The organism is Mucilaginibacter sp. A3364 (assembly GCF_059690715.1).
Map to the genome: position 1 here is coordinate 1,147,525 of NZ_JCAWED010000001.1, position 22,869 is coordinate 1,170,393.

The window sequence follows — 22,869 nt, forward strand, 5'->3', positions numbered from 1 at the left end:
TAGCAATACTCATTGCGGTTTCGGCCACAATGGGTATTTGTTTTTTAGGCTGGCGCGATAAGGCTTTGCACCTTGTTTAAATTAACTATTTTTGACCGAAGGCATTTTCAACCATAACTTAAAAACACCCATGATCAACGAATACGATCCGCTTAAAGTTTACACATCTGATGATGTGGCCGAGCTGGCCGGGGTGTCGCAGTCTACCGTGTCGCGGGTGTTTGCGGGTGGGGCCAATGTGTCTGAAAAGAAGAAGAAAAAGGTACTCGAAGCTGCCGAAAAACTTAACTACCAACCCAACGCCATCGCCCGCGGCCTAAGCAACCGCAAAACACGGATGATAGGCATCGTGATCCGTAATTTTAATAACCCGTTCTACTCGGATGTGTTGTCGACGTTTTACAGCACGCTGTCGGGTATGGGGTATCATTTGATATTCATCGACTCGGAGAACGATGAGATTCAGGAGGAAGAAATAGGCAAACTCACGGACTATAACGTAGAAGGCGTGATCATTACCGACGCTTCGCTTTCCTCATCAGCAGCCACCCGTTTATCGCGCAAGCAAATACCGGTTATACTGTTTAACCGCTATATTGAAAACGCCAAAAGCAATGCTGTTTATTGCGATAACTATTTAGCCTCGCGGCAGATAGCTACTTATTTGGTGGAGCAGGGGCACAGGTCCTTTGTATTTATTTCCGGTCCGCAGGATACCTCGACCACGCTGGACCGTAAGCGGGGTTTTGAAGAAGTACTGCATGAAAGGGGAGGCCTTGAGCTGTTGACCGAAAGCGGCGAATACACCTTCGAAAGCGGTTTCCGCATAGCGCAGGAAGTACTATCGCACAACAAAAAGATCGACTGCATTTTTTGCGCCAATGATATCATCGCCCTGGGCGCTATCGAGGCTATTAAGGTAATGGGCCTGCGCATTCCGCAGGATATTTCGATAGTTGGTTTTGATGATATTGCCATGGCCGCCTGGCCGTCATACTCGCTCACCACCTGGCAGCAGCCGGTTAAAAAAATGGTGGATAGCGCGATCGCTTTGCTGATGGATGATATTAACGGTAAGCTGAAGAAGCCGCAAACCGTTATTGTGAAGGGGCAAATGGTGGTGAGGGGATCGGTGGGGAGTAGGTAAACCGTAGAGACGCAATATTTTACGTCTCTGATCAATTTGCAATAAGCCGCTTCCATCTTGCAATCTTTAAATCCTAAAAATCATGCTTAAGACAGATATCCCCGCAGACGCAAAATATTGCTTCTCTACATTTTTTCACTCCAAACCCTTGCCGTTCTCAATTCTTTTCCTCATTTTTGAATACGTATTCAAAAATATAAACCGAGAGAAGAAATCAATACATTATGGCAAAATTTATTAAACAAGGCAAAAGCGACACCGAGTTGCAGGAAGCCGACGCTAAAGTGAAAGAAATTGTTAGCGGCATTATAAAAAACATTGAAGCAAATGGCGACGTGGCCGTGCGCGAGTTATCCGAGAAATTTGATAAATGGTCGCCGGAAAGCTTTCGTTTAAGCGAGGCACAGATAGCCGAGATCGTGGCATCGGTGCCCGAGCAAACGGTTAACGATATTAAATTTGCGCAAACACAGATCAAAAACTTTGCTACCAAACAGCGCGCTTCTATACAGGATATTGAGTATGAAACTTTGCCGGGCGTGTTCCTGGGCCATAAAAACATTCCGGTAAACAGCGCGGGCTGTTACATACCGGGCGGGCGATATCCAATGGTGGCATCGGCGCACATGAGTATTTTAACGGCTAAGGTGGCCGGTGTAAAACGCGTTATTGCCTGCACGCCACCAATTAACGGCAAAGTGCCTGCCGCTACCATTTGCGCCATGCATTTGGCGGGTGCCGATGAGATTTACCTGCTGGGCGGCGTTCAAGCCGTTTGCGCCATGGCTATTGGTACCGAAACCATCAAGGCTGTTGATATTATTGTTGGCCCCGGTAATGCTTATGTAGCCGAGGCTAAAAAGCAATTGTACGGAAGGGTGGGGATTGACCTGTTTGCAGGCCCAACCGAAGTACTGGTTATTGCCGACGAAACATCAGACGGCGAGATATGTGCTACCGACCTGTTAGGCCAGGCCGAACACGGCCCAACTTCGCCTGCTTGTTTGATCACTACATCAGAAAAAATTGCACAGGATACTTTGGCGGAAATTGAAAAGCAATTAAAAGTATTGCCTACGGCAGATATTGCCGGCGTGGCCTGGCGCGATAACGGCTCGATTATTTTAGTGGCCGACGAAGCTGAAGCCGTAAAAGTGGCTGACGAGCTGGCTTACGAGCACGTGGAAGTTTTAACCAAAGATCCGAAATACTTCCTGGATAATATGACCAATTACGGCGCCTTGTTCCTGGGCCCCGAAACTAATGTTGCCTATGGCGATAAAGTGATTGGCACCAACCACACCCTGCCAACCAACAAAGCCGGCCGTTATACCGGCGGCCTGTGGGTAGGTAAGTTTTTAAAGAATTGCACTTACCAGCGTTGCACCCCGGAAGCAGGTGCCTTTATTGGCGAATACGCCATGCGTTTATGCGAGATCGAAGGCTTTATGGGCCACCGCGAGCAGGCCGCTTTACGCGTGCGCCGTTACGGTAAAAAATAGTTATTTACCCCTTATTTATACTTCAAAAAGCAGCTCTGCAAGGGGCTGCTTTTTTGTTGCAAACAGTTTGGGCGGCTGCGCGGTTATCATTCGCACCCTTATGAATAAACAAACTAAACCGCTGGCCGATGGTAATGCTATCGCGGCAGCAAAACCTACGCTGGCCGAACGCTTAAAGCTGTTTAATACCGGCTTATTGCCCGAAATGGTAAAGCTGAAGTATGAGGCCATGGCCGATAATGCTTTCCGTTTTTACCGGGGCACTTGTCACCTGTTTTATGAAGACCTGGCCAATGCCGAAGCCCTGCCGCTATCACCGCTAACCTGGATCTGTGGCGACCTACACCTGGAGAATTTTGGCAGCTATAAAGGCGACAACAAACTGGTTTATTTTGACCTGAACGATTTTGACGAAGCGCTGCTGGCCCCGGCCAGTTATGAGCTGGCACGAATGTTAACCAGCATCTTTATTGCTTTTGACAGCCTGAACATTGAGGCCGAAAAGGCGATGAAAATGGCGCAACTGTACTTGAAAACCTATTCGGCTACGCTGGCCAAAGGTAAAGCCATCAGCATTGAGCCGCGTACCGCCAAAGGCATTGTGTGCGATTTTTTGAAGGCCGCGGCCAAAAACGGTAAAAAGCAATTGTTAAAGAAACGCACCATCAGCCATAAAAAACACATCATGCTCTCGCTGGAAGATGAACGCCATTTTAAACTGGATAAAAAATTACGAGACGAACTGAAGGAGCACATTAACGAATGGATAAAAACCAGTAGCGACGGTCCCTATAATTACGAAGTGATCAGCACCGTGTTTCGCCTGGCGGGGACGGGAAGCCTGGGGGTAAAGCGCTACCTGTTTTTGCTAAAAAGCACTAACACCGCGCATAGATATTTGTTGCTGGATATGAAGCAGGCCGTGCCTTCATCGGTATTACCCTACACCACTGTGCAGCAACTACAATGGGATAATGAAGCAACGCGGGTTATCAGCATCCAACAACGCTTGCAAAATATACCGGCAGCCTTATTAAGCACGACCACCTTCCGCGGCGACTCGTACGTGATACAGGAACTGCAACCCGTTAAGGACACCATCAAATTTAAGCTGCTGAAGAAGGATTACCGCGATATGTACCAGGTGATAGACGATATGGCCGCCCTCACCGCTTCGGCACAGTTACGCAGCGGCGGCATGCAGGGTTCGGCAACTATTGATGAGCTGATGGCTTTTGGCCTTGACCAGGGCTGGCAGGAGCGGGTGATTGCTTATGCGCAACAGTATGCGATGACTATGAAGGGGTATTATTGCGAATATTTGGAATGGTATAATGCCCCTCACCGATAATTTAATGCAAAGCGTGGACACGTGAAAGCAGCGCTGCAAAGGGGTGCTTTTTTGTTGCAATATCAATATATTAGCACCATGCATAAACACCTTATCCTAGCCTTATCAATATTACTAACCGGTACAGCCTTGCGGGCCCAACATACCGAGAAATTTGACCTGGGTACGCCCACCAATAAAGTAAATGGCAGTCTGTACACTAAGATAAGTTTCCTGGATTCGCGCGCGGATACTAACCACATGGGCTTTGTACAAACAGGCGCGCTTAACCGCCTGGCACTGGTAGTGCCCGAAAGCCCACTTGCCGGGCAATTGACCAAAGCGCTTAACGCGATAGTGCAGGAACCCGCGCAGCAAGGCGAATTACTTTTCCAGCTACGCCAAAGCTCGTTTTCGGAAATTTCGGGTGGATTTAGCGAAAAAGGTTATTTTAATTTCAGGGCAAAACTGTATGCCGTTACCAATGGTAAATATCAGGAAGTGGCCTACATAGATAATAAATTTACCAATGGCGGTGTTGATGTTACCAATGGCTTACTTAAAGGCGCCAGGCAGTTAATTACCGATTTTGTTGCGGGTAATTTGTTAACCGCCGGTACAGGCCCGCTTTTGAACCACCATGAGGTGCTTAATATAGATAGCGTGGAGAAAAGCAAATTGCCAATTTACACCGCCGCCACATTTACCGATGGCGTTTACCTTAATTTTGCATCGTTCTTCAATCAGCATCCTGATAGCGAGCTGGAGATCACCGGCCGCGACCCAAATACCGGCATCGTCAAAGCGCGCGAAGCCTCGGGCAGTTTTAAAAAAATACGTCCCGGCAAAATGTATGCGCTGGTTCATAAGGGCATACTTTATGTTGTTGCCAACGGCAATTATATACCGCTGAAGCGTGAAAATGGCGAACTGACATTTACGGCTACAGGTTATGTGCCGCCAAGCACAGGCCAGGTTATTGCTGCCAGCGCCCTGGCAGGTGTGCTCGGGTCGGTAGTGGTAAGCACGGGCCGGCAGGCAACGTTTGAGATGAAAGTTGATCACCTTAACGGCGAAATGGTGCGCCTGCGCGAAATCAGAGAGTAAATAAATATAAAGCCGCATAAACTAAACCATCACCAATGAGACTGCTTTACCTGTATGCTATTGTGGCATTTTCGCTATTTATTGATGGTTGTTTCGCGCCAACTAAACCTAAGGAAAAGCCGGTTGATATTATAAGCAGAGATACTATGGTACATACACTGCCTGAGAAGACTACAAGCCCTTTTCTGTTACAGGTTGACAGTTTACACGATGTTTTAAACAAACTGCTTGGCTTAAATTATTTTAGCGGAGACAGTAATGTTGTGGAAGACATTGGAGATGCCGATTACGAAGTGGGTATGCGGCTTGCACGTATACTTAGAAGTAATGAAGTTAATAATTACAACCTGGATAGCCTGTTACACTTCGATCAATTATATTCTGACGATAGGCGTTTGCGTATTTTTAATTGGTATGAAAACACCGGCGGAAGTTTTCAAAGCTATTCAAATATAGTTTATTACAAAACCAGGGCCGGTAAACAACTGGTTTATGGCGATAATAAGGATGATGACGATGGTGACTTGCCGGGCTCGGGTGGTTCTGCTTACCATAGTATTTACAAGCTGCGCGCAAAAAAGGGCGAGCTTTATCTTTTAGTAGGTGATGGGGTAGGCTGCAATACCTGCGTTTTCGGTACCGCCGCGGTTGTTGAACTTAAGCAAGATAGCGTTAATTTTAACTACAATGCTTTTAACCTGGCGGGAGAAGAGGATGTAGCCTATGGCCAAAACGACAGGTCGATTTTAACTGTAGGGGCCAGGATGGGCGACCTGGAGGAATTTAAGTTCGACCCTAAAACACAAACGCTTAAGATCGTTTATTTAACGGATGACAATACACCTATCGCCAAAGGCGAAAATGAAAAGCAAAGGCGAATAGTGAGGAAACTGGTTTTTAACGGAACAAGGTTTACCAGGACTGCTTTTGAGTAACAATATCAACCAGGATATCACACTAAAAGGCTAATCTGAATCTATATATTTCCCAAAGTAGAACACTCCTTTGTCTTTTGAAAACGAGCACCGAACGCTCCATTGAAAAGTGTATTTATGGCTGGCATAGATCACCACATTACGTTTTATCTTAGCCGCATGAGGTACCGATAGCTTAGCATCAAATTTAAGGCGGTTAAGCGCTATTTTGGCGGTATCAAAATGAAAAACTATAGGCATGTATTCAAAAGTGTTATCGGCTTTTAACGGCGGTGTAAAGTCATCCCACTCGCTATATTTTGGGAAAGCGACGATATAATATTCGCCAAACCATTTTACAGCTTCAAATTTGGCATCAAAAGCTAAAGTATCGGCATTATTAAACGTAAATAAAGTTTTATTGGGCGCCGGGGCTGTCTGCCCTTTTGTTTTTTGAGGCTTGAAGTATATCTGTAAGCCTATTACTTTTTCGGGGCCGGTAGTAGTAACGCCTTTGGGTGGCACCTTTACGGTATATCTTAAATTCATATCCCATTTAGTGGGCAGCGAAATATAGCCATCGGTATACTTTATTGTTTCTGTTTTTTGCTTTTTTACTACAAAGCTCAACGTAAGTAAGCCGGCTAACATAAGCACAATGGCGTTTGTAAGTCTCTTCATTTTAAATGATCTGTAATAAGGGTTTTATTTATTTGCCGGCTGCCAGCCAAATGAGCTAACTTCATTTTTATTGTACTTCACTGTTAATGTTCCTTTTGGATAATTATAAGTTTTGGTAAGCCTTTTGGGCGAGTTTTGTTTTTTTATCAACTCAATGGGCCTGCCATAACTATCGGCCAAATATAGTTCCCGACCCGAAGAATCTGTTCCTTCGGTACGAAACTTTATATTTTCAAAATAAAAATCATGATAAATTTTTTTAGATGAAGTTTGGTAGTACGTTGCTACCTGCATATTTTTATTCCCTATCAAAGTTTTCACTACCGGGCGCTTATCAGGTCCATACCTTAAATATTGTGTTGCTACACCTTTTTTGTAATAGGTAACGGATTGCCCTTCAGCCCCCAGGTAACCATAGGCGCGGCCGTTTAATTTACCATTTTTATACGTTTGTATTGTAATTAATGCGTTGTTTATAAAAATTTCATAGGTTCCATTGGGTACATTATCCTTCCACTGATACCACGGAGAACGATGCCCCATATCTTCTGAATAGCCAAACTTAAAATAGGTGCTATCAGAGGCTACCCGGAGGATAAAGATTGGTTCGGGTCTGCCATTACTTAAGCGGGTACCTTTGTCCATGTAAATTTTATGGGCGGTTTTACAGCTCGCGGATGGCAAAGTTAGTATGATGAGGACAAATAGATAAACTTTAATGCGCATAGGTTCAGGGTGATATAAGGTGTGATGCCTTGTTATTGTTAGATGCCTTAGCTGTCCGTAGGTTTAACCGGCTTAGTTTTATTTAGCGCCCCGGGGGACGGGCTTGCGATAGTTTTGTAAATGAGCATAAACAGAAAAGCCGGGCATTACGCCCGGCTTTTTACATTAATCAATCAATAGTCACTAAAATCCTAAACCAAGCGTAAAGGCTTTCACGTTCCCGGTCAGCGTTGCGACGGCTGTCGCGGCACCTGTGGTTAAGTTTATGGTATATACTTTGGTTACACCGCCCACGGTTAACAGCGCGTAGGCCGTGCCACTTGTACTACCTATGTCAAAACCGTTTGATGCTGTTGCGGTAACGCCCAGCGCACCTACGTCGGCCAATATACCGCCGTTTGGCAATGGGTCCTGTTTTACAAGGCGGCTTGTTTGTGTATCAATATCAAATAATACGGTTGATGTTGGCGCTGCTGTATTGTTAGTATAAGCGGCGGCAGTTACTGATGGTGTTCCCGGCGATAATTGCGTATCTACAGCAACTAATAAACCATCGTTAGGGTTAACACGCAAATTCTGGCCGGTGTTGCTTATAATACGTAACCTATCAGCCATCGGGTTAAAATCAAAACCAAAATCGGTACCTGATATTAACGTGGTAAAAGGCGCGCTGCCCACAGCCGTTAAAGCGCCGCTACCCAGGTTTACCGCGTAAAGCCTGCTTGATGCACCCAGCGCGTACATGGAGTTTGTGGCGGGGCGGAAATCAATGCCCAGTATAGCCTCATTGGTAATAACAGCGCCGGTAAAGGCCTTGGTAACCGGTTGCGGGTTCATGGGGTTAAATATTACCAGTTCGTTGTTGGCGCTAACAGCATAAGCAACGGGCTCGGTAGGTATAGCGATGCCGATGATATCAACCCCGAAACTAATTTTAACACGAGTGGCCTTACCGGTGTTAAGGTCAATGCTATACAGGCTGGTAATGTCGCCTCTTTTTAAAGTAGCCATTGCGGCGCCGGCAGGGCTAATATCAAAGCCACCCACGGCCTTGGCATCAAAACCAATGCTGCCAACTTCAGTTAGTTTGCCATCGTTAGGTGGGTCCTGTTTGTATAATTTATCGTTCGCGGCATCTAACACATACAAAACGGTGCTGGTAGTGCCACCTTTATTGTTGGTATAGGCAGCCGCTGTAATACTGGCATTGGCAGCGTTGTTAATAGCACCATCAACCATTACCATGGCACCCGTTTCGGGATGCAGGCGCAGGTTTTGGCCGGTTGATGTTATTAAACGTATCCTGTCTGCCGCCGGGTTAAAGTCGAAGCCGACACTGGTGCTGCCTAAACCCGGTGTAAACGCGGCGCCAACGGCCCGCACGGCACCGGTGGTGGCGTTAATAGTGTAAATGGTGTTACTACTGCTAACGCCATAAAGCTGGCCCGTAGCTGGGCGGTAATCAATACCTACCATCATTTCGGCACTTTGTAAGCCGGTAATGCTTATAGATGTGCTTACAGATACATCCTTTGCGTTGGTTTTTAGCAGCCGGTTATCAGTAGTTAAGGCAAAAAGCGGCACGTCGGGCCCGTCAATCATTTCCTCAAGCGGATCGGGCAGGTTGTCATTGTTTTTTTTGCACGATGCTGAGATCAGCGTAATAGCGGCAACGCATACGATGCCCATCGTTTTTAAAAGGGTAGTTGTTTTCATTGGGAAAATGTTGGTATGTAAATAAAATTCGGCCGGTTAAGCCGCTTGATTAAGCGAGTGCAAACAAGCTACAGTCGGGTGGAGGGATGGTAACTTGCTGAAAGTAAGCCGAAGTGTAGCTTACCCGGTATGTTGCATTGTAATTATTGGCAGAGTGACATATGGTAAAACCCTCGTATGGCTCATTAACGTTCAAAAACTCAGTATCGTTTTCAAGCGTCTTCTCGGTTTCCGCTTTTTTATCCTCGTTGGTTTCATCATTAGCCAATACCGAACTCAGTTCTTTAACATCGTACTTGATAATAATTAAGGGCGAGGCAATTTTAAAGGCAAATAAAAAAAGAATCATCGCTATGGTGATGCGTAATGGAGCAAAAATAGATGGCGATGTGATCATTTTAACGCTAACAGTAGGTGTTTGTACTATTAGTTACGCAATTGTATGCCGGTAAGTTTTGATTATTAACTGATTATTCCTCAAAGGGTTAATAATGTTTAGAAAGCGAGGTTTTCTCTAATTTGGTTTTAATAAGTTGATGCTTTTTTCGGTTTGGTGGGGCGTGTTGATTAATACAGGCGTTTGCGAAAAAGGGGATAGGGTGTACCGGTGTACTAATACACTAGTAAACTTAATCTTTTGATTAATAGCTAAATAAGCTGTAGCGCGAAATGTAGCAGTGTAGCGTGCTACGCATAAACCGCTACACTGCGCCCTTTTGCCCTATAAATTTAGCGTTACCTTTTTGCCGGTTTTTACAGCCAGGTAAATAGCGTCGATGATTTTAAGGTCTTTCACTGCTTCCTCGCCATCAACCGGGACAATAGGTTGTTTGCCGGCCAGGAGTATGCCTGCCATCTCGTCCATCTGTACGGTTTGGTGAATGGTTACCGGCTGCTCTATCGGGCCTTTATTGGTTTTGCCTTTTATCGGGCCGTAACCTGTAGAGGGCTGTAGTTCGGCATAACCTTTCTCGCCGTCAAGGAAAAAGCGGTCGAGGTTGTTCATGTTATAAGTTGACAGGCACGAGGCCACCGCCCCGCTGGGAAAGCCGAGTTGGAACTGGATGGTTTCGTCAACGCCATCTTTAAATTTTACGTTATCGGTTTTGGTTTCCTGGGCGGTCACCCAAATAGGGTCCTCGCCAACCATGTACCGCGAACCGTTGATAGAATAGATGCCGATATCCATCAGCGCGCCGCCGCCGGCCAGTTCCTTGTTAAGGCGCCATTGGGTAGGGTCGCCAATCACAAAACCACTCAAACCCTGAAAGAATCTGATCTTCCCAAAATCCCCCGCCTTCCGCATGCGGATGACCTCGAGTGTATGCGGCTCAAAATGCAGGCGGTAGCCAACCAGTAGTTTCACGCCTGCTTTTTTGCAGGCGTCAACCATTTCCTGGCCCTGTTTGGCATTAAGCGCCATCGGTTTTTCGCAGATGACCTGTTTGCCGGTTTTGGCCACGCGTATCACCTGGTCGTGATGCAGGGCGTTGGGGGTGGTGATGTAAACGGCGTCAATATCAGGGTTGTTCTTGATCTCGTCGAAATTGCTGTAGTTGTAACAGTTTTTGGCCGGGATATTGAACTCGCCCTGCCATTTGGTGATCTTGGCCGGGGTGCCGCTTATAGCGCCCACCAGTTTAGCATTTTTGCAGTAGGCCATAGCGCCTGCCACCCGGGTGCCGTAGCCACCCAAACCCATAATGGCCACGCGTAGGGTAGGGCCCTCGTATGGGGTTTCGGTGGGATGGTGCGGTTGGTTGGCCCATGCCGGGGCCATTTTCAAAGCTAAAGCTGTTAAACCCAGTTTCTGCAAAAAGCCTCTGCGATTTTCCATAGTAGTAATGTTTTTGGTTGATATTGGTGTGTACTGCAAGTTACACAATTGCCTTACCCATAAACAAATATGGCCCACGAAAATTTAAAATTTTCCATGAGCCATATAGAACGCAAGCCTGAAATGGCTAGTATTTCTGCAAAATTTCCAGCATGCGGCGGTCAAGCTTGTGGCCGTGCCAATCTTCGTAAACAATGTCCTTACGACCCGAGTCAAGCACGCCAAAATCCCCGCGGAAGTTCCAGAAAGCCCAGCCGATGTTATTTTCCTTCAGCACGCTCAACATATCCTCTAACCAGGGGATGAAAACGTTGTGTGGAGTTTCGCGGTAGCAGCCGCATTCGCCGCAATGCACGCCAACGCCTTTCTTAACCAAATCCGCCCACGGCGCATAAAACTCAACGAAGCTATTGCGGTCATAGTCCTTACCCGCCGTACGGCCGGGCCAAATAGGTACAGGGGCATCATCAGGGTTCTTGTACACCCACGGCGCCCTATAATGCGAAACCGGTCCCGGAAAGTAACCGCGGCAGCTTTGGCCTATTTTCAAATCATTAAGTTCGGGCGTTACAAAGCCGCCGCTATTGTTGCCATCGGCCACCACCAGGCGTTTAGGGTTGTGTCTGTGGATCACTTCCAGGCAGCCTTGAGAGATTTTGCGATATAATTCTCCCGGCAAGGCACTTTTCTTGCTGAACTGGTCGTTCATATCTTCGCGGTAGCAAGGCTCGTTGATCAGGTCAAAACTTAGCATTTTGTGCGAAACGTCCTTAAACCTTTTTGCCCACATTTCCCAGTGCGCATAAAGGGCTTGCTGAGCGGCATCATCCTTCCATAAATTATAAGGCTCATGAAAGCCTGAGTTTACGCAGAAACCCGGCACACGATGCAGGTTTAAACTCACGTGCATTTTATGTTTTATTGCCAGGTAAACCAGTTTCTCTATTTCCTGTATAGATTGCTCGTCAAAGCTCAGAACCTCTTCGGGGGTGATGCGTTTGTTGCGATCAGTGCCCTGATCAAAATTTACATAGCAAGGGTATTGCACAGGTATGCGCACAAAATCAAAACCCCAGTCGTGCATCCACTTCAAGTCGTCTTCGGTGGTGAGCGAGTTGGTGTTGCGGCGTGGCTGTTTAAGCGGGCGCGAAGTATAAAAATCAAGCAGGTTAAAACCGCGCCAGCGGGGTAGGGCATTCTTTGGTTTTGGAGTCGATGCCAGATCAAGGCTGAAGGTCTGGCTGCCCATGCCCACCATGGCCCCCGCTATTCCGGCGGTTTTTACAAACGAGCGGCGAGTAATTTCTTTCATATACTATCCTATAATTGGTGTGGTAATTGATTTGATCAAATTTACCGTCCGGCAAGCGCCATCTATTAGTACAATATTAACATAAAAGCGTACTCAGCCTAAAATCATGTAACAAATGCATGAACAAAAAAAGACCGGCGCAAAGGCCGGTCTTAATTCTAATGTTAGTTGTAACCTAAACCGCGTCAGATAATGAGCTGAATGTAAAGTCGCGTATTTTCATTGGCGGGATCATATAGCTGCGGTAGCTTTCCACGCTGATGGCGCGCTCGGGTTTGCCCAGGGCCTCTACGTTGTTGAGCATAATTACCGGGCTCTCGTTAAACCTGAAGTTTTTAACCGGGTGTTTGATCTTGCCGTTCTCTATATAAAACGTACCGTCACGGGTAAGGCCGGTTAACAGCAAAGTTTGCTGATCAACCATACGGATGTACCACAGCCTTGAAACCAGTATACCACGCTCGGTGCTGGCAATCATCTGTTCAATGCTGCTATTGCCACCTTCCATAATAATATTGCTAGGGCCGGGTACCGGCTTTACACCTTTTTTCTCTGCCCAATAGCGCGAGTAGCTCAGGTTTTTAACCACACCCTTATCTATCCAGTAGGTTTTCTCTAGCGGTAAACCGTCACCGTTCCATGTGCTGCCGGGCAGGTCGGGGTTGAAGGGATCTGAGTAAATGGTTACTTTCTCGTCCATCAGTTGATCACCCAAACGGGTACCACCGCCTTTTTTGCTTAAAAAGCTACGGCCTTCTTCCGCGCTGCGCGCATCAAAACGGAACATGTTCTCCAGCATATAAGCGCCTGCCGTCGGCTCCAATATAACGGTGTATTTGCCCGGCTCAATAGCTTTGGCTTCTTTGGATGCATTGGCTTTCATGCAAGCTATTTTGGTAGCGCTGTAAGTGTCCAGCTTTTTGATATCGGTGAAACCACGTGCGGCGTAGCCGGATATAGTGCCCGCATCATTACGGGTGGTAACCGAAAAAGTAACCCCCGACGAACGGTTATAAGCAAACAAACCTTTTGAATTTGCCACCGCGCTAAAGCCCGACGCGTTCTCCAGGAAACCTGCCTGTACCAGGCCGGCCTCTTTGGTAGCTTTCATACTTTGGGCTATCAGTTCGGCACGGGTATCGGGTGTCATGGCGGCTGTAGCTTCGTTGTAAGTTATGGCCTCTTTAAAGGTAGATTGACCTAACAGCGGCATATATTCCGGGTTCTCGGGAGCTAGTTGGGCCAGCTCTTCCGCACGGCGTACTACTTTTTCCAGCGACGCGTCATCAAACTCGTTAATGCTGGCGGTACCTGTTTTTTTACCGAAGGTTGAACTTACCGATAAGCTCATGGTATCTGTTTCGCCTGCGGTGGATACGGCATTAAGCGCGGTGCGGATGTTTCCGCCTACGCGACCACCCAAACCTACTTCGCACTCATCAGCCTTTGAGTAGCTAAGCACTTTCTTTAATAAAGCCTGTGCCTGTTCTTTAGTTAATATTCCCATGGCTAATTACCCTATCTTTCTTTTAGTGTTAATAACATTTACTCCGTTAAAGCGCGTGGTTGACGAGCCGTGCGATACCGCGCTTACCTGTTGTGGCTGGCCCTTACCGTCACTGAACGATCCGCCTAAACGGTAATCGCGTTCGTCGCAAACACCTACGCATGAGTTCCAAAACTCGCGGGTATTGGCCTGATACGAAACATCGTTCACCTGGCCAACTATCTTGCCGTTCTTAATTTCATAAAACAGCTGACCACCAAACTGGAAGTTATAGCGCTGCTGATCTATAGAGAACGAACCATTATTTACAATGAAAATACCTTTCTCTACACCGGCTATCATCTCATCAGGTGTAAGCGGTTTTTTGCCCGGAAGGAGCGACACGTTCGGCATACGCTGAAACTGTACCGAATCCCAGTTATCAGCATAACAACAACCTTGTGAAGCCGGCAGGCCTACCATTTTGGCCTGGTCGCGGATGGCTTGCAGGTTAACCAGTATACCGTCTTTTATAATTTCCCATTCGCCGCATTTTACGCCTTCGTCATCATATCCAACGGCGCCTAGTGAACCTTTTTGCAGTTTATCGGCATGAATGTTTACATGTTCGCTACCGTACTTAAAGTTTTTTGATTGAACCTTATCCAGCGTTACAAAACTGGTGCCGGCAAAGTTTGCTTCGTAACCCAACACACGGTCAAGCTCGGTAGGGTGACCAACCGATTCGTGGATGGTTAACCACAGGTGCGATGGATCCAGCACCAAATCGTATTTACCCGGCTCGACAGATTTTGAGGTTATCTTTTCGCCTACGTTTTTGGCGGCCTGGGTAATGTCCTCCAAAATATCATAGCGCTGTTTGTAACGCGTAACAATACCTTTTACTTTTTCAGATTCCTTCGGGATCAAATACTCATAACCTAAGCCCATAGGCGCGCTCAGGGCAGATTGTGTTTGGAAGCTACCCGAAGTCGAGTCGATCTTGGTAACGTTAAATCCCGGCGATATACGGTGAATATCCTGGTCGATGTATGAACCATCTGTAGAAGCAAAATACTTCTGCTCGTTGATCATCGCTATAACCGAACTCACAAAGCTGGCACCACCTTTAGTAGCCAAAGCGTTGGCAGCCAACAACAGGTCAACTTTTTCTTTAATAGGTACCTCGAAAGCATTTTTTTCAATAGGCGCTTTCCAGCTTACCTCGCCATAGCCTTTTTGCGGGGCAAGTTCAACCGGTTTACCGCCTATTTTGGCGTTGGCTTTGGCAACCGCCACGGCGCGGGCCGCGGTTTTGGCCATACCTTCCTTAGTTACATCATTGGTAGCGGCAAACCCCCAGCAGCCGTTGGCTATAACGCGTATGCCCACACCGAAGGATTCGCTGTTAGATACGTTTTGGATCTTTTGCTCGCGCGTTGATACAAATTGTGATAGGTAACGACCGATGCGCACATCGGCGTATGATGCACCGGCGGCTTTGGCGCTGTTAAGGGCCACATCGGCCAGGGCTTTTTTTACCGCCACGTCAATTCCCTGCAGAGCCTCGGCGGGGTCTATCGACCGGCCGCGGGCAGCCAGGTTAGGCAGCAGTAAGGCGCCTGTGCCTATACCGGTTAAATAAAGAAAATCTTTACGTCTCAAGTTAATCCTCCTGTTAGTTTAGTAATAATTCAGTTAATGTAAATTGTGTTAAGTATTGAAGAATTTGGTTTCGGCCCATAAAAATGTGGCCGCCATTAAAAATAGTATAAAAAAGTAAAATTTAGGCACAGCTACCCGTGTTTCGGTAATAATTTGTTGTGCCGTTAAGTTATTGGGCTGATGAGCCTTAGCATATCGTGCCGTCGCGCTTAAATGATTGGCTGTCTGCAGGCTCTGCCAGTCGTTTTTATCCCAAACATACCACCAAAACAGATCAGCATTATTGGCCCGGGCTTCCTGCCAGCCGGTAGTATTTGGACGGTATTCAACGGAATGTTTAAACAGCGCGGCACCGTTTTGTTCAGGACTAGCGCGATCTCCATTTACCGTGATCTGATCAGCAGTTCCGCCGGTTTCAAGCTCAAGCTGTACCGGCGAACCTATTACCGGTATATCGCCCTTAATTTGCCACTTAGCTATCGCGGGTTGCTTCCGCGCCGCGTTACTAATAAGTAACGACCACAGCGCATCATAATCAGTTTTATTACCGCTTAATTGCCAGTTATAAGTATTGTTCAGCGAGGTGAACACCAATCTGCCTGCGCCGTTTAACGTGTTCAGGGCTAAAGCGTGGCGCTGCTCGTCAGTAACCAGGGTTTGGGTATTGTTATTGGCGATGAGATATGTTGGCGTGATGCTCAACTTACCGGTTTTAGTACCATCAGGCAATAGTAGGGTAGTGGCTGATGTTTGTTTGTCTGCCGGTTGATTAACTTTTATCTCACTCAACCATTTAGATTTATTGGCCGAGGTATCCATCCGCACAATAAGACCTAAACCGTTTTGTGCGACGGCCTGTTGTAAGGACGATATCTCAGTTGGATTCAGGCTTTGCAGTAATGCAACATCGCTCAGCACAACATCAAATTTGTTGAATAAGGTTTTAGATAAACTGCTGAGATCGCCTTGCTCCATGTTCACAAAATCCTGGCTGTATTTGCCTTTGGTGATAGTTGAACGGGATGCCAGGCCGTAACCATGCCCGCTAAGCCAGTTCTTTGAAAACTTTAATTCAAAATCCGGCGCAGCCGAAAGCATTAAAATGTTTAACGCTTTTACGGGATGAATAACAAAAGGCACTGTTTGCTGTTCGAGTGTGTCTTTTCCAGCTATCACCAGTAAATGGTAAACGGCCTTACCGCTTTGCTTGGGCCTTGTTTTTAGGCTGATGTCGGTTTGTTGGTTGGCCGGTGCATTTACCGAATCAAGCGTAGTATTTAAACCTTTCAATACCAGTTTATGGTTTTTTGACGAAAGGTTATTGTATTTAAGCTGCGCGATGAAAGGTTCGCCGGTTTGCAGGCGGTCGGGCCAGTTGCCGGCAATAATGCCTTGCGAGAGGGGCGAGGGGTGAAAGGTTATGGTCTGATTGTCGAGTTGCTTCAGGTCTGTATCTGAGAGGCCGTAACCGAAAATATGTAGTGATGCAGAGGCATTGAATTGCGAAATATCAGTCAGCAACACCGCTTTTGTGTATTGGCGATGAATTGCTGCATCCAATGTATAGACACTATCGTTTACACCCAACTGTAAGCTGTCTTTATCAAAACCCTCAGTCAATAATATTTTGCGATACCCCGTTTCGCCTTTACTGCTTTTATAAGTTAACGGAAGCGCCAGGCAAGCTAATGCAACTACGGCTACAAGTGTCGCTGTAATCCGCCAGACCAAATAAAGACGCGAAAAACGCGCATATTCACTGTAAAGCCCGAAAACCGCCAGCGCAATACTTACACCTATCACTATCATCTCCCAACTCATCATTGTTGATTTTTTAAGTTTTGATAGTAATATTTCGATAAACCCATATCCGGCGCAGCCAAAGTATTTTTAGGCAAAATAGTGCTCACGGGCAACATTTTTTGCAGGGCACGTTCAACCAGGTTAATATCCTGCAAGCGCGGTTTGTTATTAGCCAGTATGCGGTTCATAGCGCTTACGGCTGGCAGGTACAAGCCCGGTTCGCTTGCCGCTTTGAGGCTAATTTGTTGCCTCGTATCAGCTAGCACGCGCTTTTCGGCATCGCTATAAGTGCCTGATGCTTTGATCTGCTCCAATATAGCAGCGGCGGCTTTTAACGCGGTAGCTCTATCCGTTGGCGGGTTTATCGTTTGTTTATTGGTAGGGCCGATGATCTTATCCAGCTCACCGGTAAGGCGTTTTTCGGGTTTCAGCGGCGTGGTATTGTAGGTGGTTTTGGCCACGTAAGCGCGCGATTTTTGCTGCAGGTCCTTCAGTAAGCGAAGGGCTTTGTATTCAAATGCAAGGGCTTCTTTTGGCTTGAACAAACGCAGGCGAAGTTCGGCGTTCCACATTTCGGTAAGGGTGGCTTTGAGCTGGGCTTTGGTGCCGGGCTCAAAATAGGTAGCGTCTTCGGCATTGTCGTGCTTGTCGGTAAGCGCATCTAAAATCATGGCCGTGTTGTTAAAATTTTCGGCCTTGCTCAGTTCGGGGTTATCGGCTACGCCACCCACATCGCTTTCATCTTCTTCGCCCAAAAAACGACCATAGCGTAAACGCAGCAGTTTTTGATCGGTTGCTATGTTGTTGGCCGTTGCTTTAAAAGCTTCTTTGCTCAGGGTATCTTTTTGTTTCAGCAACAGTTCGGTATCCATAATGATCTGCCGCTGGCTTCTGAAATATTCGGGCTTAATGTTTGGGTTATTGATGAGGCCGTTCATGCTCAGCAAGGCGGCGGTATCCTGTAAAGTGATGGTATAAACATCGGTACGTGTTTTTTGCTGATGATTGTCAACGGCCTCCACATAAAAATAGAGCTCATCGCCTGGTTCCATGTTCAGTTTAGGCAGATCGAACAAATGCTTTAAACTGTAATGCGTATTGTGCGATGCAAAGGCGTTACTAAAGCCTACACTAAACTCATTAAACTTAACCGACTCGCCGCTGCCCTTGGCCACCGTGGCATGTATTGTAGCGTTGCCGATGCCATAATCATCGCTGATATTGACAACCGAATTTACCCGCGGTGTTTCGCCGGCATCAATGTAAGTATATTGCTTTGGCGATTTGATGACGATAAGCGGTGGGTGATCTTTGATCACTTCTACCTGGTACAGATCAGATAGTTTACCATCGGCACTAAGCTGGTAGAAGCCGGGTTGGGTGATGATTTTGGTAGCTGTCCATTGTTTGCCGTCACTATTTGCTTTCAGGCCGATATGTTCCCGACCATTAAAAATAAGGTCAAGTTTTTTCAAGGCGATGTTGGTACCAATCTGCCATTTTACCATTGATCCGTCCTCAACGGATAAAGCAAATTGATTTTGCTGTCGTTTGGGCTTATGGGTATAAGCAGGCGGAGTTACAGTAACTTGCGCAGCCTCTACCTGCGGTAAAACGTTTTCAGTTTTAGGAGGTGGCGGAGGCAGAGGCAAGGCACAAATAATGCGGGTTACGGAAACTAATTCTGTAAGCAGTGAAAGACCAAACGCTATGCCCAGACTTATAAGCGCTACTTTGAAGAGCCTGAAAAACTGTTTAGGCAGGCGGGGCAAGGTTTGTATAGCACTTTCGGTTTTGTTTGCTTGCAGTTGCTGCAAAAGACTATGCTGATCGGCGGGTTTTAAAAACAACTCTGCGCTTTCTTCCAGTTGCGGGTAGGTTTGGTTAATGAAGGCGGCCACCCGTGCGTTGCTTAACTGCCATGGCCGGCGAATAACCAGAATGCCTGTAAATATTAGCCCGGTTAAGCAAAATAACCACCAAGGCTGCGGCAGCAACATAAACCAAAAGCTATTCAACACAAACCACAGGTTGCAAAGCGTTAAGGCAATGGCAAAGGCTAAAATGACAGCGGCTACCACCTGGCAAACTATCCACTTCCGCCGCAGGTTTTTGATGATATGTAAGCCCTGATTATGCATTTACCGAAACGGTTTTATTGCGGGTGGCCAGCCAGCGTTCGGCAATGAAAAGGATTGCTAATATGATCCACAAATAGTGGCTGATGTCAACCGGGTTTTCTGATTTAATGACTGTGTTGTTAGCGCTTATTTGAATAGGTTTTATTTGCTCGTTACTTAAAACCCGACGCTCGTTTTTACCTGTATTTTCTACATCAGGTTGAGTAAGTTCCAACAACCATTTCGGGAATTCATCACTCCAAACCAGATCATTCCAGGCGGGGTTAAAACGGCTGTAAAAATGGTAGATGTTACTGTCTTTTGTTAAAACAGGTTCACCAAGGCCATCGCCCCAGATGATGTTGTTCGTTTTTTTGGTGCTGATGAGTTTATGTAAAGCAATTTGCGGACTACCTTGATGGATGCTGTTATTGATGCTCGAATTAACATCGATTGATTTCCCGGGCTCATAGCTTAATACGTTTTTTGCTTTGCTGATTGTCGGGCTATCAATTGGTTTATCTGACAACCAATAGAGCCAGCTTAAGCCTTTAGGGATAACGCTGACGTTATTGTAAACCTTGATCAAGGTGTTGCGCCCTGTAACTTGTTGGATGGCTTGCAAAGCAGCTTTTAAGTAGCTGGCATCGACGGCGGATTTGTCGGCATAGATCGCGATTCGTTCGACAGCAGTATCAACAGATAAACCGATGCCTTTAAAATAAAGCTTTGGTAAGCCGTTTTCAAAAGAAACACGGTAAGTGTCGCTTTGCCCGTTATGAATATCTTTGTATTGATAGGTGGTCCCGCCAGGCTTAGATATCCCTTGCAAAACCCGGATATCACCGTTACCCGTTAGCCATGCTTTGGCAGGCCATGTGCTTACCGAATCTGCCGGGGTATAAGTATGCCAGTTCAATTTTAACGCGCTTGAAGGTTTGTTGCCTTTGAAATGGGTAAGCGTGTTAGGGGTGAATATTTCGATTGGTGTACCGGCGGAAACTTCTGTTTCTAATTGTTTAACCAATGCCCAGTAATTGGTTTGAACGGTATTAGTCGTAACTGTCGTTTTTAATCCGGCGGTATCCACTTTCTGAAAACCTTGCTCAAATAAATGAAACTCATAACCAGCCTTAAAAAGCGAATCTATTTGTGGTTGAAACTTTTGATAGGTCTCTTTCAGTTCGCCTCGCGGCAGCAAAACCCAGCCTTTTGAAGCTGTAGTTTTGATATGCCTTTGCCAAAACGGTGCTGTTAGTAAAAAAGCCAAAACAACAAGCAACAAACAGCGCAAGATCAATAACAAAATATCCATCAACCTCAAACTGCGGCTACTCATCGGAGACGATGCCGTAAATAAAGCGATACTCCCCACCTTAAGCGTTTTGCCTGGCCTTATATTCCACAAATGGATGATTACCGGGATGCCAACAGCCGCCAGCGCAAATAGCCATATGGGGTTGGTAAACTGCATCTCAGCTTTTATTGCGGGTTACCAAAAAATCGCGCAGAGCTTTATCCAAAGATTCGGCGGTATTTAATACCTGGTGAACGATGTGCTTGCCCAGCAACTCCATGCGTATGCCGGCCAGGTGTTGTTTCAGTTTCTGCTGATAGCCGGCAGCTAATTGCGGGTTGATCTGGACGGTCTCGCCGGTTTCCAGGTCTTCTAAAGTGGAGAAACCTTTAAAATCAAGGTTCAGTTCGTTTTGCCCCATCAGTTGAAATACAATGATCTCATGCCTCAGCGCGGCCATAGATTCAAGCATTTTGCTTATCTCTCCGTTTTGCTGGTACATATCGGTTATAAAAACCAGTAATTCCTTGCGCCCGGTACCTGTAAACAGTTCTTTATAATGCACTGGTTGGGTAAATTTGCCGGCGGGTTCAATTTGAGTTAACTGATAATATAAGCGCTTTAAATGCTGTGGATCTAGCCGCGAAGCCAGTGAAAATAAACCTCCATCCTGAAATACGTACAAGCCTACCGCGTCGCCCTGCAAATTTGCCAGGTAAGCCAACGATGCTACCAGGAAGCGGGCGTAATCTATCTTTTTAATGCCATTATCATCATGATTCATGCTGGCACTTGCATCCACCAAAAAGCGTACGGAAATGCTGGTTTCTACCTCCGATTCGCGGATGTAATAGCGGTCTGATCGCGCGAACATCCGCCAGTCAAGCCAGCGCAGGTCGTCGCCGGGTTGGTAGCTGCGGTATTGGCTAAACTCAAGGCCCGGGCCTTTTACGGTGCTTTTGTTATACCCATTTAAAAAGCCATCAACAACCGTTTTTGCCAGCAGCGGCAAATCTTTTATGGTTGCTAATACTTTAGGGTCGAGCATGGGTTAGTTGATCAGTGATTGGTTGATTAGTGATTAGGCTAATCGCTTTTACATAGTTTTTGGTCGCTCGATGGTTTTGAGCAGTTCTTCGGTTACCTTATCTGCTGTGATATTCTCGGCTTCAGCTTTAAAATTCATCAGTATGCGATGCCTTAGCACAGGGTAGGCCATGGCGTGAATATCTTCGGGTAATACGGCGTAGCGGCCTTTAAGCAAGGCGCGTGCTTTGGCGGTTAATATCAGCGCCTGCCCTGCGCGCGGGCCGGCACCCCAGCGTACCCATTCTTTTACGAATGGCTGGGTAGTAGTATCTGGTCGCGTAGCGCGAATGATGTTGCTTACGTATTTTACCAGGTCGTCATTAATATTTACCTGGCGCACCAAGGCTTGGGCCTGTTGTATTTCTTCGGCGCTTATAACGGCCTGCACGTCGGCGGTTTTGGTGCCGGTGGTACGGTTTAGTATGTCAAACTCTTCCTGCTCGGTAGGGTAACCTATTTTTATCAGCAGTAAAAAGCGGTCGAGTTGTGCTTCGGGCAGGGGATAGGTACCGGCCTGCTCTATTGGGTTTTGCGTAGCGAGGATAAAGAATGGTTTATCCAGCGGGTAAGTTTGCCCGCCGTAAGTAACCTCAAATTCCTGCATGGCTTCCAACAGTGCCGACTGTGTTTTTGGTGGCGTTCTGTTGATCTCATCGGCTAAAATAATATTGGCAAACAAGGGGCCTTTGTTAAATTTAAAGAAACGTTTACCTGTGGCGTGATCTTCCTCCAGTATCTCGGTGCCGATGATATCGGTAGGCATCAAATCGGGCGTGAATTGAATGCGCCTAAAGGCCAGTTTAAGCGCCTGCGACATGGTTTTAACGATCAGCGTTTTGGCCAATCCGGGTACACCTTCCAATAGACAGTGGCCGCCGGCTAAAAAAGCTACCAGCAGTTCGTCCAGTATGTGGTCTTGCCCAACTATAACTTTTTGTATCTCGCTTTTTAGTTGTGGTAGTTTATCCAGCAGGGATTGTATTTCTTTTTCGGTGAGTTGGGCAGCCATCAGTCAATATTTATCACAATATAAGGCGCAATTTATTTAAATGCGTTGCAGCTTGTAAAAAATTGAATAAAGTAGCACATATATTACAACTTAGCTAAGTAAGGCGCGTTTTTTATGCTAATTTTAGC

Annotated in this window: 18 protein-coding genes; 5 read left to right on the forward strand and 13 right to left on the reverse strand. The window is 46.5% G+C overall.

All coding sequences use genetic code 11. The annotated features are described in order from the left end of the window. The first annotated feature begins 130 nt into the window (after positions 1–130). The 5 genes from AC59JT_RS05080 to AC59JT_RS05100 all read left to right on the forward strand — a co-directional run bounded on the left by AC59JT_RS05080 (position 131) and on the right by AC59JT_RS05100 (position 6,021). Complete coding sequence (locus AC59JT_RS05080) at positions 131–1,147, forward strand: LacI family DNA-binding transcriptional regulator (protein WP_497396529.1); 1,017 nt, start codon at positions 131–133, stop codon at positions 1,145–1,147. 224 nt (positions 1,148–1,371) lie between these two features. Further along, positions 1,372–2,649, forward strand: coding sequence for a histidinol dehydrogenase (gene hisD / locus AC59JT_RS05085; RefSeq protein ID WP_497396530.1), 1,278 nt, complete (start codon positions 1,372–1,374; stop codon positions 2,647–2,649). Positions 2,650–2,749: 100 nt separating this feature from the next. Continuing rightward, positions 2,750–4,000, forward strand: a complete 1,251-nt coding sequence (locus AC59JT_RS05090) for a DUF2252 domain-containing protein (protein ID WP_497396531.1) — start codon at positions 2,750–2,752, stop codon at positions 3,998–4,000. Between the two features lie 78 nt (positions 4,001–4,078). After that, on the forward strand, positions 4,079–5,086 hold the full coding sequence (locus AC59JT_RS05095) for a hypothetical protein (protein WP_497396532.1): 1,008 nt from the start codon (positions 4,079–4,081) through the stop codon (positions 5,084–5,086). Between the two features lie 35 nt (positions 5,087–5,121). Then, positions 5,122–6,021, forward strand: a complete 900-nt coding sequence (locus tag AC59JT_RS05100) for a hypothetical protein (RefSeq protein ID WP_497396533.1) — start codon at positions 5,122–5,124, stop codon at positions 6,019–6,021. 30 nt (positions 6,022–6,051) lie between these two features. On the opposite strand, the gene AC59JT_RS05105 is transcribed toward AC59JT_RS05100, so the two are convergent. The 13 genes from AC59JT_RS05105 to AC59JT_RS05165 all read right to left on the reverse strand — a co-directional run bounded on the left by AC59JT_RS05105 (position 6,052) and on the right by AC59JT_RS05165 (position 22,741). Beyond that, positions 6,052–6,681 (reverse strand): hypothetical protein, encoded by a 630-nt coding sequence (locus tag AC59JT_RS05105; RefSeq protein WP_497396534.1) that lies wholly within the window; start codon positions 6,679–6,681, stop codon positions 6,052–6,054. Between the two features lie 24 nt (positions 6,682–6,705). Next, positions 6,706–7,326: a hypothetical protein gene (locus AC59JT_RS05110; protein ID WP_497396535.1), complete on the reverse strand. Its 621-nt coding sequence runs from the start codon at positions 7,324–7,326 to the stop codon at positions 6,706–6,708. Between the two features lie 264 nt (positions 7,327–7,590). Beyond that, positions 7,591–9,123 carry a DUF4394 domain-containing protein gene (locus AC59JT_RS05115; protein WP_497396536.1) on the reverse strand — a complete coding sequence of 511 codons (1,533 nt, stop codon included), beginning with the start codon at positions 9,121–9,123 and terminating at the stop codon, positions 7,591–7,593. 49 nt (positions 9,124–9,172) lie between these two features. Further along, positions 9,173–9,520 carry a hypothetical protein gene (locus tag AC59JT_RS05120; RefSeq protein ID WP_497396537.1) on the reverse strand — a complete coding sequence of 116 codons (348 nt, stop codon included), beginning with the start codon at positions 9,518–9,520 and terminating at the stop codon, positions 9,173–9,175. 324 nt (positions 9,521–9,844) lie between these two features. Further along, positions 9,845–10,960, reverse strand: coding sequence for a Gfo/Idh/MocA family protein (locus AC59JT_RS05125; protein ID WP_497396538.1), 1,116 nt, complete (start codon positions 10,958–10,960; stop codon positions 9,845–9,847). A gap of 127 nt (positions 10,961–11,087) precedes the next feature. Further along, positions 11,088–12,272 (reverse strand): cellulase family glycosylhydrolase, encoded by a 1,185-nt coding sequence (locus AC59JT_RS05130; RefSeq protein ID WP_497396539.1) that lies wholly within the window; start codon positions 12,270–12,272, stop codon positions 11,088–11,090. A gap of 175 nt (positions 12,273–12,447) precedes the next feature. Next, a complete protein-coding gene (locus AC59JT_RS05135; RefSeq protein WP_497396540.1) occupies positions 12,448–13,779 on the reverse strand; it encodes a TldD/PmbA family protein in 1,332 nt (443 codons plus the stop codon). Between the two features lie 6 nt (positions 13,780–13,785). Beyond that, a complete protein-coding gene (locus AC59JT_RS05140; RefSeq protein ID WP_497396541.1) occupies positions 13,786–15,423 on the reverse strand; it encodes a TldD/PmbA family protein in 1,638 nt (545 codons plus the stop codon). A gap of 48 nt (positions 15,424–15,471) precedes the next feature. After that, the gene (locus AC59JT_RS05145; RefSeq protein WP_497396542.1) at positions 15,472–17,247 is read right to left on the reverse strand and encodes a hypothetical protein; all 1,776 of its coding nucleotides are present in this window, start codon (positions 17,245–17,247) and stop codon (positions 15,472–15,474) included. Then, entirely contained in the window at positions 17,244–19,367 is a 2,124-nt protein-coding gene (locus tag AC59JT_RS05150) for a hypothetical protein (protein ID WP_497396543.1), read from the reverse strand. The genes AC59JT_RS05145 and AC59JT_RS05150 overlap by 4 nt, the downstream gene beginning before the upstream one ends. Continuing rightward, a complete protein-coding gene (locus AC59JT_RS05155; protein WP_497396544.1) occupies positions 19,360–20,820 on the reverse strand; it encodes a BatA domain-containing protein in 1,461 nt (486 codons plus the stop codon). Before AC59JT_RS05155 ends, AC59JT_RS05150 begins: the two co-directional genes overlap by 8 nt. Before the next feature lies 1 nt (position 20,821). Next, entirely contained in the window at positions 20,822–21,691 is an 870-nt protein-coding gene (locus tag AC59JT_RS05160) for a DUF58 domain-containing protein (RefSeq protein WP_497396545.1), read from the reverse strand. A gap of 48 nt (positions 21,692–21,739) precedes the next feature. After that, a complete protein-coding gene (locus tag AC59JT_RS05165) occupies positions 21,740–22,741 on the reverse strand; it encodes an AAA family ATPase (RefSeq protein WP_497396546.1) in 1,002 nt (333 codons plus the stop codon). Between the last annotated feature and the right edge of the window lie 128 nt (positions 22,742–22,869).